Annotated in this window: 11 protein-coding genes; 3 read left to right on the top strand and 8 right to left on the bottom strand. The window is 63.8% G+C overall.

The features are described 5' to 3' along the window. Positions 1-168 precede the first annotated feature (168 nt). Positions 169-675, top strand: coding sequence for a plasmid fertility inhibition factor family protein (locus tag AWB79_RS08655; protein WP_061166951.1), 507 nt, complete (start codon positions 169-171; stop codon positions 673-675). Between the two features lie 81 nt (positions 676-756). Here the strand turns inward: AWB79_RS08655 and AWB79_RS08650 are convergent, their stop codons facing one another. Next, entirely contained in the window at positions 757-1,752 is a 996-nt protein-coding gene (locus tag AWB79_RS08650; RefSeq protein WP_061166950.1) for a LysR family transcriptional regulator, read from the bottom strand. A 609-nt stretch (positions 1,753-2,361) separates the two neighbouring features. On the opposite strand from AWB79_RS08650, the gene AWB79_RS39385 reads away from it, so the two are divergent. After that, the gene (locus tag AWB79_RS39385) at positions 2,362-2,613 is read left to right on the top strand and encodes a hypothetical protein (protein WP_157695714.1); all 252 of its coding nucleotides are present in this window, start codon (positions 2,362-2,364) and stop codon (positions 2,611-2,613) included. Positions 2,614-2,836: 223 nt separating this feature from the next. After that, positions 2,837-3,685, top strand: coding sequence for an aldo/keto reductase (locus tag AWB79_RS08645; protein WP_061166949.1), 849 nt, complete (start codon positions 2,837-2,839; stop codon positions 3,683-3,685). 13 nt (positions 3,686-3,698) lie between these two features. Here AWB79_RS08645 and AWB79_RS08640 read toward each other — a convergent pair whose 3' ends face one another. The 7 genes from AWB79_RS08640 to fusA form a co-directional block, all read right to left on the bottom strand. After that, on the bottom strand, positions 3,699-4,118 hold the full coding sequence (locus tag AWB79_RS08640) for a hypothetical protein (protein WP_061166948.1): 420 nt from the start codon (positions 4,116-4,118) through the stop codon (positions 3,699-3,701). A 92-nt stretch (positions 4,119-4,210) separates the two neighbouring features. Continuing rightward, complete coding sequence (locus AWB79_RS08635) at positions 4,211-6,280, bottom strand: ABC transporter ATP-binding protein (RefSeq protein WP_061166947.1); 2,070 nt, start codon at positions 6,278-6,280, stop codon at positions 4,211-4,213. Next, entirely contained in the window at positions 6,277-7,134 is an 858-nt protein-coding gene (locus AWB79_RS08630) for an ABC transporter permease (protein WP_061166946.1), read from the bottom strand. The genes AWB79_RS08635 and AWB79_RS08630 overlap by 4 nt, the downstream gene beginning before the upstream one ends. Next, on the bottom strand, positions 7,131-8,138 hold the full coding sequence (locus tag AWB79_RS08625) for an ABC transporter permease (protein WP_061166945.1): 1,008 nt from the start codon (positions 8,136-8,138) through the stop codon (positions 7,131-7,133). The genes AWB79_RS08630 and AWB79_RS08625 overlap by 4 nt, the downstream gene beginning before the upstream one ends. 12 nt (positions 8,139-8,150) lie before the next feature. Then, positions 8,151-9,812, bottom strand: a complete 1,662-nt coding sequence (locus AWB79_RS08620; protein WP_061166944.1) for an ABC transporter substrate-binding protein — start codon at positions 9,810-9,812, stop codon at positions 8,151-8,153. A 142-nt stretch (positions 9,813-9,954) separates the two neighbouring features. Next, a complete protein-coding gene (locus tag AWB79_RS08615; RefSeq protein ID WP_061123812.1) occupies positions 9,955-10,437 on the bottom strand; it encodes a cupin domain-containing protein in 483 nt (160 codons plus the stop codon). Positions 10,438-10,524: 87 nt separating this feature from the next. Further along, a complete protein-coding gene (fusA, locus tag AWB79_RS08610) occupies positions 10,525-12,630 on the bottom strand; it encodes an elongation factor G (protein ID WP_061166943.1) in 2,106 nt (701 codons plus the stop codon). Between the last annotated feature and the right edge of the window lie 85 nt (positions 12,631-12,715).

The raw sequence follows: 12,715 nt of genomic DNA, 5'->3' as shown, positions 1-12,715 counted from the left end.
CGGCCGAAGCTGTTCGATTCTGGCAACAAAAGCACGCCACGTGCCCGTCATGGCGCTTTCATGAATTGCGGCTAGGGTGTAAAAGTTGATTTGGCCCGGGCGCTTGCGCCGGGTCGTCTGTTTGCGAAACACGCGTGCACGGGGCGCGCGCGCCGCAGTCATTTAACTATGCCGAAAATGGACACGATGGTTGCGCCGACCGCCGCAGAAGCGGTCTGGATCGTCAGGCTCCAAAGCCATTCGCAGTATGACTTCGTGCGCCTGAAGCGGGTATTTCACGGCCATGGCTCGCGCCATCAGGTCGTGCTCGTCGATGTGAGCAAGCTGCTCGCGTGCGCCGATCGCGACGACACCGATTACGTGCTCAAGGCCGTCGATGACTGGCATGCCGGCAAGGTGCGTGGCATTCGCGAGTTCCTCGATCCGGACAATCCCCGCGTACCGGAAATGCCGTACGTGACCATCAGCGTGCGTCGGTCGCCGGGTCTGCTCGGCTTGCTCGGCGTGCATCGCGAGGGCGTCGTCGCGTTTCGCAACGGACAGCATCGCGCGCGCTATATGGCTTATGCCGGCGCACTGTGCATGCCGGTCGAGGTGCACGAGCGCGAGGCGGCGTTGCTGCGCGAGATGTGCGCCGCGCCGGATGCATCGAGTGCGGAGTACGGGGAAGACTAAGCGGCGTTCGAGCCGCATAAAAAAGCCAGACGATGATGTCACCGTCTGGCTGCCGCCTGGCGCAATCGTGTCTGCGCCGCTTCAGTTCGCGGTCGCGCTGCTCATTATCGGCCTGGCTATGAACGGCGGGGCCATGGGCGAACGGATCGCTTCGTCGGGGCGGACATTGTTGGCCGCGAACTCCCCACTCAGATAGTCCAGCGCATAGTCGATGAAAAAACGCGTCTTGGCGGGCAGATACTGCCGTCCCGGATAGACGATCGATACTTTCATGTCCGGGTCGTCGATCGTGTAGTCCTCCAGCAGACGAACGAGCGTGCCATCTTTCAGGTCGCCGCGCACGATGCCCTCGGGCAGGATCGAAAACCCCATGCTTTTGAGCGTGGCCATGCGCACCATCAGCCCGTTGTTGACCGTGTACACCGGCGCGAGCGTGACCTGATCGGCCGAGCCCAGCCGATGCCGGAAATGCCAGGTCTGGCTGCGCATTTCGTTCGGCAGCCCGACGGACGACAACGTTTGCAAGTCGGCCGGCGCTGCGGGCAAGCCGTGCTCGGCGACGAACGCGGGCGTGGCGACCGGCACGAGCGCGTTGGTTCCCACCGGACGTTCGACGAGCGCCGTGCTCGACACCATGAACGCCGTGACGATGCCCACGTCATAGCCGTCCTCGACAAGGTCGACATGGCGTTCGGCGAGCGTCAGACGCACGTTCACCTTGGGATAGAGCTTGCGGAATCCGTCCACGAGCGGCGTCAACGTGAGCAGCGACAACGCACTCGCGGCGACGACACGCAAGGTGCCGCTCGGCTCGCCCTCGGTATGCGTGACGGTCGACTCCAGATGATCCAGTTCCTCCAGTAGTGCGCGGCAGCCCTCGAGATAACGCGTGCCGGCTTCGGTGAGCGACAAATTGCGAGTAGTACGGTTGATGAGACGGGTGCGGAGATGCGCTTCCAGCATGGCGATCGCCCGTGTGACCAGCGCATTCGAGACGTCTAATTGTTGTGCGGCGCGACGAAAGCTTTCCGTGTCCGCCACACGCACGAACACGCGCATTGCATGTATCTGGTTCATCGCTGTGCCCTCTCGGTTTGTGCCACGTTGATCCGGACCGACGCTATACGACACGCGTGTGTCCAGTTATTGACTATCGTGTGAAGCCAATAATATTGATCAGGTCAGGATATTGCAATATAAAATTTTAGAAATCCGAAGCAGTGTCTTCCATATAATCGTTATGGATATTGGCCGACTCCCGGACTTCCTGATCTGCAGGCGTTGTTCGAAAGTCTTGAATTCGCAGGATTTGCAATTGGAAAATGCAATGAACCTTAAACTTCTGTTCATTTTTGCATTGAGTGAGCACTTAAAAGGACGCATGTATTGCGTCTGATGCGTGAATGTCAGACCGAAAATATCAAGGCTGGCCTAAAAAGATTTTATTAATCGCAACCTTACATTTGATAAAAATTTTTGCTTTGAATGTCTTTCCTGGAATAATTGCGAGGTGCAAGCGATCGAGTGCCACTATGGTGATTGAATCGATAAGTGACAATCCCGCCATTTTTTCGGTAGCGCGTGCGTCTCCACTTGAGGCCGTTATCTGTTGGCGAGTTTCCCATTTGGTGATCTCGGTAGTGCGCTAAAAATCCGCTCCTGCTCAACTCAACGGTGGCATGCGGATTGCTATTTGTACTGTTGAATTTTTGTCCAAGCAGCGTGTTTTGTCAGTCTCGATTTAAAGAACATCGCTGTTGCGGCATTTATTTTTTAACCGGGATTCACCAGTGGGACACATTCTTCGCCGATATCGGACGCGGTTGGCGATATGCCGCGCTCTCGATCGTCGACGCCTTCGTAGTGGTCGCGCTCCTCGTGCTCGATGCGGAGTCGCGGCCGTTCTCCTCGCCTGCGGCGGCGCCGATTCCGCCATGATTGGCACGGCGTCGGAGGCAATCAAGCAGCCAGTTTTGTCCCCTGCAGAGACTGCGTTGCTGCAGTGGACATCGTCGGGGCGTATAGCGGGAGCAATTTGTTCGGGCTTCTGACGATCGTTCTTTTCGCGGGCCAGTTCGCGCCGCTGCCGCTCCGCGCACTCGTCGGCGTGACGGGTGTGCTCCTTGCGCCATAATCGGCGGATCCACAAGGAGGCTATTTCATGACCCGTTCCAATCCGTCGACCGTCAAGCTGCCGTACGGCGAAGCCATCCCGAAGCTCGGTCAGGGCACCTGGGAAATGGGCGAGCGTCCTGACGCGCGCAAGAGCGAAATCGCGGCGCTGCGCGCGGGCGTCGAGCTCGGCATGACGCTTATCGATACCGCCGAGATGTACGGCGACGGCGAAAGCGAAAAGCTGATCGCGGAGGCGCTGGGCGACAGACGCGACGCGCTTTTCATCGTCAGCAAGGTGTATCCGCACAACGGCAGCGAGCGCGGCGTGCGGGCCGCCTGCGAACGCAGCCTGAAGCGCCTGAAGACCGATCGCATCGACCTGTATCTGCTGCACTGGCGCGGTGGCGAGGATCTGGAAGGCGTGGTCGCCGGTTTCGAGAAGCTGAAGGACGACGGCAAGATTCGCCACTGGGGCGTGAGCAACTTTGACACCGACGACATGGAAGAGCTGTTTTCGCTCGATGGCGGCGACGCCTGCGCGACGGACCAGATTCTCTACAACGTCGCGCGGCGCGGCGCGGAGTTCGACCTGCTGCCGTGGCTGCGCGAGCGCCGCATGCCGGCGATGGCCTACAGCCCCGTCGACCACGCGCGCCTGCCGCGCGGCGGCGCGCTGGAGAAGATCGCGGCGTCTCGCGGCGTTTCGGCGTTTCAGGTGGCGCTCGCGTGGGTGCTGAGCCAGCCCGAGGTGTTCGCGATTCCGAAGGCGGCTGACGTCGCGCATGTGCGCGAGAATCGCGCGGCGCTCGATCTTCAGCTATCCGGCGATGAACTCGCTGACATCGACCAGCAGTTCAGGCCGCCGAAGTCGAAGCGCTCGCTGGAAATGCTCTGAGCGTGCCGCGTGCTCAGGTGCATGCGTGGTGCGCGTGCACCGAGCCGAGCACCGCGACTTCCGCCGGCGTGCGCTTGAGATCGGCTTCGTTGACCTGTTTTGCATCGGCGAGGAAGTCGTCGATGATCGACGACACCTTCGTGTCCGTGAGGCACAGCGACACGCGCCTGGTCTCGTTGTCCGGCAGCGAAACGCGCTGCGACAGGAACAGCACGCCGTACTGATAGCCGCGCACGATGCCGCGTACCGCGCCGACGCATTGCCCGAGCGCGGCGTTATCGGACCTGGCGGCGCATTGCTGCGCGAGCGAATACGCGGAGAAGGTCGGGTCGGAGGCGCCCGGCGTCGGGGCTTGCGGCGCGTTCTGAGCGTGTGCGGCCATCGCGAAACTCAAGGTGAATGTGGCGAGCGCGACGGAAAGGGCGGGTTTCATCGGTGGAATCCTCGTTGTTTCGACGGTGAACCGATGAGAGGCGCGCAAAGCCGCTTTGGTTCCGAGGAATGCCCGTCCGGCTCTGCGCCCGATCAGCCTTCCTGACGCTGCAATGCGCGCAGTTCGTCGACGGGAATGTGGCAATGGATCGCGTGGCCGTCGCCGGCGTCGCGGCACGGCGGCGCTTCGGTTTCGCAGATTGCGCCGATCTTGCGCGGGCAGCGCGTATGGAACACGCAGCCCGAAGGCGGATTCGCCGCGCTCGGCAACTCGCCCGACAGGCGGATGCGCTTCGCGTGCGTGCCGTCGATCGCCGGTACCGACGACAGCAAGGCCTCGGTGTACGGATGCTGCGGGCCATCGAAGACCGCCGCCGCCCGGCCGATTTCCATGATGCGCCCGAGATACAGCACCGCGATGCGATCCGACAGATAGCGCACCACGTGCAGATCGTGCGAGATAAACACATAGCTCACGCGCCGCTCGCGCTGCAGGTCGGCAAGCAGGTTGAGGATCGCGGCCTGCACGGAGACATCGAGCGCGGAGGTCGGCTCGTCGCAGACGACGACGCGCGGATCGCCCGCGAACGCCCGAGCAATCGCGACGCGCTGCTTGAGTCCGCCCGACAGTTGCCGCGTGCGCGAGCCGAGATAGCGCTCGGGCAAACGCACGGCTTCGGTCAGCGTGTGCAGGCGTGCTTCCTTCGCCTCGCCGTGGAGCGCCGCGAGCTTCGACAGGGAGCGCGCGATCAGCCGCCGCACCGAATGCGCGCGATTCAACGCGGAGTCCGGATTCTGAAACACGATCTGCAGCGACTTCACCTGCGCTTCGCTGCGCTTGGTCACGCGCTCGGGCAGGCGGTTGCCGTCGAGTTCGAGCGTCGCGCCCTTGTCCGGCGAGACGAGGCCGAGCAGCAGCTTCGCGAGCGTCGTCTTGCCGCTGCCCGATTCGCCGACGAGCCCGAGCGTCTCGCCTTGCACGAGATCGAGCGAGACATCGTGGACGGCGCGCACTTCCTCGTCGCCAACGCGGAAGGTCTTCGAGAGATTGCGGGCCGACAACGCGAAGGGCTGCTCTGGGCCATCGGCAACGGGCACGGGCGCTTCGTCGGTCGAGCGCGGCAGCGTCTGTGCGCGCTCGTGATAGTGGCAGCGCGCCATCTGGTCGCCGTGCGCGGCCGCGACGCGATAGGGCGGCGGCGCGTCCTTCAGACAGCGTTCATCGGCGAGCTTGCAGCGCGGCGCGAAGATGCAGCCTTGCGTCACCGATCCGGGCAGCGGCAGCGAGCCTGGAATCGTGTCGAGACGGCCGGTTTCCTTGGCGCGCCCTGCGCGGGGCAGACAGCGCAGCAAACCGACCGTGTACGGATGACGCGGTTTCGCGAAGACATCCGCCGTCGTGCCTTCCTCGACGAGCTTGCCCGCGTACAGCACGCCGACGCGATCGCACATGCGCCCGATTACCGCGAGATTGTGGCTGATGAACAGCACCGCCGTGCCGAGCTCCGCGCGCAACTGCGCGATGAGATCGAGCACTTCGGCTTCGACGGTCGCATCCAGCCCGGTGGTCGGTTCGTCGAGAATCAGCAGCTCGGGATTGCACGCGAGCGCCATCGCGATGACGACGCGCTGCTGCATGCCGCCCGAAAGCTGATGCGGATAGCTTTCCATCACGCGCTCGGGCGACGCGATGCGCACGCGCCCGAGGATATCGGCGGTGCGGGCCAGCGCTTCGTCGGCGGAGGCGCCGGATGCTTCGAAGGCTTCGGACACTTGCCGCGCGATCGTCAGCGACGGATTCAGCGCGCGCCCCGGGTCCTGATAGACCATTGACACCGCGTTGGCGCGCATCTCGCGCAGCGCATGAGCGTCGAGCGCGGCGACGTCGCGTCCGCCAATCGAAATCTTGCCCGCCTTCACGCGCCCGTTGCGCGGCAGATAACGCAGCATCGCGAGTGCGGCGGTCGACTTGCCGCAGCCCGATTCGCCGACGAGCCCGTACGCCTCGCCGCGCCTCACGCGCAGCGTGACGTCCTGCAGCACGTCGCGCTCACGTCCGCGCGATCGATACGCGACCGTGAGGCCGACGACCGTCAGCGCGTCGGCCTGATCGCCTTTCGCGGCGCCGAAGGTGGGAAAAGCCGATGGCGGAGGTCCGTTCATCGGTCGATCACTCCTTGCACCGCGTCCGCGACCAGGTTCACGGCGACGACCAGCGAGGCGATCGCGGCGGCGTCGAACACGACGGTCCACCATGCGCCGCCCGCCATGAGCGTGTAGCTTTCCGAGAGCGCGAGACCCCAGTCGGCGGACGGCGGCTGGATGCCGAAGCCCAGAAACGACAGCGTCGCGACGGCGAAGATCGCGTAGCCGAGCCGCACGGTCGCCTCGACGATGATCGGCGGCAGCACGTTAGGGAGGATCTCCGCGAACATGATGTAGAGCGCGTTCTCGCCGCGCAGTTGCGCCGCGAGAACGTAGTCGAGATGGCGCTCGCCGAGTACGGCGGCGCGCACGGTGCGCGCGGTGATCGGCGTGAAGGTGAGGCCGATGACGAGAATCACGGTCGTGTTGCTCGCGCCGACGGCGGCCAGCGCGAGCAGCGCGACGATCACGAGCGGCAGCGCGAGCAGCGCATCGATGACGCGGCCAATGACGGCGTCGACCCAGCCGTCGAAATAACCGACGACGAGGCCGATCGCCGTGCCCGCCGCCGTGCCGAGCAAGGTCGCGAGCGGCGCGATGGTGAGGATGTCGCGGGAGCCGACGATCACGCGCGCGAACACGTCGCGGCCGAGCTGATCGGTGCCGAACCAGTGATCGGCCGATGGCGGCGTGAGCGAATTGAGCGGATCGGACGCGTACGGATCGTGCGGCACGAGCCAGTGTCCGAAAAGCGCGCACAGCACCCAGAACAGCAGGATCAGCACGCCGAGATCGAAGGTCGCGGAACGCGTCAGCGCGTTGAGCGCTTCGAAGCGGCGCGGTTTGGGCGGAACGACGGTGGCGGTGCTCATTTCGCGTCACCCGTGCGCAGACGTGGATTGAGCACGACGTAAAGCGCATCGGCGATCAGGTTCGCCGCCGTGTAAATGACGCCGACGGTCAGCACGCCCGCTTCGAGCATCGGAAAGTCCTTGGCGCGCGCGGCGTTGTAGATCAGCGAGCCGATACCCTGGTAGTGAAACAGCGTCTCCACGACGACCAGCCCGCCGATCATGTAGCCGAGCTGCGTCGCAGCGACCGTCACGGTCGGCAGGAGCGCATTGCGCAGCACGTGCCGAAGGATAACGACGCGCTGCGGCAGGCCTTTGAGGATAGCGGTGCGCGTGTAGTCGGCGTCGAGCGCTTCGACGGTGCCGGCGCGCGCCATCCGCGCGATATAGCCGAAGAACACGAACACGAGCGGCAGCACCGGCAAAATCAGATGTTCGAGCTGCGTGAAGAAGCCCGCGCCGGCGGGCGCCGTGGCTTCGATCGGTAGCCATTGCAGCCATACGCCGAAGATCAGGATCAGCACGATCGACGACACGAATTCCGGCACGACCGTCGCCGTCAGTCCGCCGATGCTGATCAGGCGATCGATCCAGCGACCCGAATGCAGCGCCGCATACACGCCGCCCGCGATGCCGAGCGGCACCACGACGACGAACGCGAGCGCGCCGAGCTTGGCCGAATTCCACAGCGCATCGCCGATGAACTGCGCGACCGGCGCGCGGAACGCATAGGATTCGCCCATGTCGCCGCGGAGGAAGTGGCCGATCCAGCTCGTGTATTGCGTGACGAGCGGCCGGTCCACGCCGAGCTGATGATTGAGCGCCGCGACCGCGCGCGCGTCCGCCAGCGGTCCGAGGATCGCGCGCCCGACGTCGCCCGGCAGCAACTGTCCGCCCGCGAAGACGATCATCGACAGCAGCCACAAGGTGACGAGCGCGAGCAGGAGCCGCACGCCGATGAAGCGCACGATGCGTTTCATTTTGGCGAAGTCGGCTGCGTGGGCCGTCGGCGTGATCGTGCTCATCTAGGCCCTCATTTACGCCGATACCGTCGCGCGGTCGAACCACATCTGCGAAATCGCGTTGAAGCGCACGCCCGAGACATTGGCGCGCGTGACGATCAGCTGGTCGTAGAAGTAGGGGATCACGACCGGCGTTTCATCGAGCAGCAGATGCTGGATTTGCGCGGACAGCTTCTTCTGCGACGCGACATCGAGCGCCGCCACGAATTGCGCGACGAGCTTGTCGTAGTCGGGATTCTTGAAGTGCGCGGCATTCCAGGTGCCGCCGCTCGTGAGCGGCGCGTTGAGGAACACGTTCGGCACGCCGCGATGCCCGTAATCCGTGATGCCGAGCGGCGAGTCCAGCCAGTCCGACTTGCCGAAGGTGCCGGAACCGTAATACAGGTCCTGACTTTCCACCTTCAACTGGATGCGAATGCCGATCGCCTTCGCCGCGTTCTGCACGACGACCGCGAGATCGGGAATCTCCATGTACTTTTCGGTCGTCAGCGTGACGTCGAAACCATTCGCGACCCCCGCATCGCTCATCAGCTTCTTCGCCTGCGCGATGTCGATCTTGCGTTGCGGCACGGTGAGATCGCTCGACGGAAACACCGGTGCGAACGGGCTGTCGTTGCCGACTTGCGCGCGCCCACGGAACAGGCCCTTCACGATGACCTCGCGGTCGATCGAAAGCGCCAGCGCCTGACGCACGCGCTTGTCCTTGAACGCGCCCGTGTCGCAGCGCATGTGCATCTGACGGTGCGAGCTCGACTTCGTGCCGAGCACCTTGAACTGCGGATTGCTCAGCATCGCTACGCCGCCCTGCACGGTGAAGTCGCCCATGACGTCGGCCTGGCGCCCCTGCATCGCGAGCAGTTGGGCCTGTTGATCCGCGTAGAAGGAGAACTGCACCCGATCGGGCAGGGACTTCTCGCCCCAGTAGTCGGGATTGCGCACGAACGACGCCCCCACTTTCGGCGTGTATTTCTCGAGCTTCAGCGCGCCCGTGCCCATGAAGCTCTTCTCATACGGCCCGCTGAAGTTCGCCGGCAGAATCACCGCGTTATACGTGTTCGAGGAGACGTAATACGGGAAATTGCCATTGGGCGCGTCGAGATGGAATTCGACGGTGTGATCGTCGACGGCCTTGGCCGAATCCTTCGACAGCACGCCCTTCAGCACGGAAAGCGCCGCCGACCCCGCGTTCGGGTCGGACAGGCGGTTGAAGGTCGCGACGACATCCTTCGCGGTCATCGGCTGGCCGTCCTGGAACTTGACGTTCGGGCGCAGCTTGAAGGTCCACACGTCGCCCTTGTCGTTCGACTTCCATGACAGCGCGAGCGCGGGGCGCAACGCGAGATGCTCGCTGTCGTCGTCGATCAGGAATTCGCCGGTCTGATTGATGAGCGCGAGACCGGACGCGTCGGTCACGGTGAGCGGATCGACCGCGCCCGCGGGCATCAGGTGCGCGACGCGAATCGTGCCGCCGGGCTTGCCCGCGCCTTGCGCGCGCGCGGCCGGCATGCCGAAGATGCCGCCTGCGGTCAGCGCAAAGCCGAGCACGCTCGCGTGGCGCAGCAGCTCGCGGCGCGTCAGGCGTCCGGCCACGAATTCGTCGATCGCGTGATTGCCGAGTTCGCCCGCGTTCTGGCGGGACAGTTCGAGTCGATGCGCGTCGGTCGAAGGTTTCTTCATCGGTGCTTTCCGTTGTAGTTGTGCTTGCCGTCGCCACGCGCGAACGGCTCGACCGCGCCGCTTGCGTCGTTGCATTGATCACGCGGCGCATCGAGGCGTAGGTAGCAAGGAACGCGCCGCGTCATCGTGGCGCGCGCCCGCGTCAATGATCGTGAGGATGCTTGTGAATCGGATCGACCCAATAGACTTCCTCGGGCTTCTCCACCGCGTCGATGTTCAGGTTCACCACGACCGCTTCGTTGTCGCTGCGCACGAGCACGCATTCGAGCGGATCGTCGGTGCTGGCGTTGATTTCCTGATGCGGCACGTAGGGCGGCACGAAGATGAAGTCGCCGGGACCGGCCTCGGCCACGAATTCGAGGTGTTCGCCCCAGCGCATGCGCGCCTGCCCGCGCACCACATAGATGACGCTCTCGAGCGCGCCATGATGATGCGCGCCCGTCTTGGCATTCGGATGGATCGTGACCGTGCCGGCCCAGATCTTTTGCGCGCCGACGCGCGCCGCGTTGATCGCGGCCGCGCGGTTCATGCCCGGCGTCTGCGGGGTGTTGGTGTCGAGCTGATCGCCCTTGATGACCTTGACGCCGTGTTCGCGCCAATCGATGTGCTGATGTGCGTCGCTCATGTCGTTTCGTCTGCGGATATGAAAAGTCCGTTGCCGCCACCAACCGACGCGCAACGGACTTCCGATAGTACACGCTTCAGGCGTGGATCATTTCGCTTTCGAGTTGATGATCGCCTCCGACACATTCGACGGAGTCTCGGCGTAATGCTTGAACTCCATCGTGTAGGTGGCGCGGCCCTGCGTGAGCGAGCGCAGCGACGTGGAGTAGCCGAACATCTCCGCGAGCGGCACTTCCGCGCGCACCAGCTTGCCGCCACCGCCCGCGATGTCCTCCATTCCCTGCACCATGCCGCGCCGGCCCGACAGATCGCCCATCACGTTGCCCATGAATTCCTCGGGCGTCTCGACTTCGACCGCCATCATCGGTTCGAGCAGGACCGGCTTGGCGCGCCGCATCGCTTCCTTGAAGGCGATCGAGCCGGCCATGCGAAACGCGTTTTCGTTCGAGTCGACATCGTGATACGAACCGAAAGTCAGCCGCACTTTCACGTCCACGACCGGATAACCCGCGAGCACACCGGCCTTCAGCGTTTCCTGAATACCCTTGTCGACCGCCGGAATGAATTCGCGCGGAATCACGCCGCCCTTGATCTGGTCGACGAACTCGTAGCCCTTGCCCGGGTCCGGCTCCAGCGCGATCACCGCGTGACCATATTGGCCGCGTCCGCCCGATTGCTTGACGAACTTGCCTTCGACGTCCTCGACCTTGTTGCGCACCGTCTCGCGATACGCGACCTGCGGCTTGCCCACCGTCGCCTCGACGTTGAACTCGCGCTTCATCCGGTCGACGAGAATTTCGAGGTGCAGCTCGCCCATGCCGGAGATGATGGTCTGGCCGGATTCCTCATCGGTCGCGACGCGGAACGACGGGTCTTCCTGCGCGAGACGATTCAGCGCGATGCCCATCTTCTCCTGGTCGGCCTTGGTCTTCGGCTCGACCGCCTGCGAGATCACGGGCTCCGGGAAGATCATCCGTTCGAGGATGATGACGTGCGCCGGATCGCAGAGCGTGTCGCCGGTCGTCGCTTCCTTGAGACCGACGGCGGCGGCGATGTCGCCCGCGCGCACCTCCTTGATTTCCTTGCGCTCGTTCGCGTGCATTTGCAGAATGCGCCCTAGCCGCTCCTTCTTGTCCTTCACCGGATTGAAGACCGTGTCGCCCGATTCGACCACGCCCGAATACACCCGGAAGAAGATCAGCTGGCCGACGAACGGGTCGGTCATGATCTTGAAGGCGAGCGCGGAGAACGGCTCGTCGTCGCTCGGATGACGTTCCGCTTCCTTGTCGTCTTCCGTGTGGCCGAGAATCGCGGGCACGTCGACGGGCGAGGGCAGGTAGTCGATCACGGCGTCGAGCATGGCCTGCACGCCCTTGTTCTTGAACGCGCTGCCGCAGAGCATCGGCACGATCTCGTTGGCGATGGTGCGCTTGCGGATCGCCGCCTTGATCTCGTCTTCCGTCAGGCTCTCGTGGTCTTCCAGATACTTCTCGAGCAGCTCTTCGCTCGATTCCGCCGCGGCCTCGACCATCTTTTCGCGCCATTCATGCGCGAGCTCCTTGAGGTTGTCGGGAATCTCCTCGTAGCTGAACTTGATGCCCTGGCTCTCGTCGTCCCAGACGATCGCCTTCATCTTCACGAGATCGACCACGCCCTGAAAGTGGTCTTCCGCGCCGATGGGAATCTGGATCGGCACGGCGACGCCCTTCAGACGCTCGCCGATCTGCCGCTGCACGCGGAAAAAGTCCGCGCCGACGCGGTCCATCTTGTTGACGAACGCAATGCGCGGCACCTTGTACTTGTTCGCCTGACGCCACACGGTTTCCGATTGCGGCTGCACGCCGCCGACCGAGTCGTAGACCATGCACGCGCCGTCGAGCACGCGCATGGAGCGCTCGACTTCGATGGTGAAGTCCACGTGTCCCGGCGTATCGATGATGTTGATGCGATGCTCGGGATAGTTGCCGGCCATGCCCTTCCAGAAGGCCGTCGTAGCGGCGGAGGTGATCGTGATGCCGCGCTCTTGCTCCTGCTCCATCCAGTCCATCGTAGCCGCGCCGTCGTGCACTTCGCCGATCTTGTGCGTCACGCCGGTGTAGAAAAGGATGCGCTCGGTAGTCGTGGTTTTGCCGGCATCGATGTGAGCGCTAATTCCAATGTTCCGATAGCGCTCGATGGGAGTCTTGCGGGGCACGTGAACCTCCTGTGGATAAAGTCAGCGCGGCGTGTTTGAAGCAACGCGAGAGCGTCGCGCTGAATCTTTTTAGGATAGCGCGTCG

It is taken from the genome of Caballeronia hypogeia, assembly GCF_001544875.2.
In the GTDB taxonomy this organism is placed as follows: Bacteria; Pseudomonadota; Gammaproteobacteria; order Burkholderiales; family Burkholderiaceae; genus Caballeronia; species Caballeronia hypogeia.
Note: the sequence above shows the minus strand (reverse complement) of the source record. Positions and strands in the feature narration are given on the sequence as shown.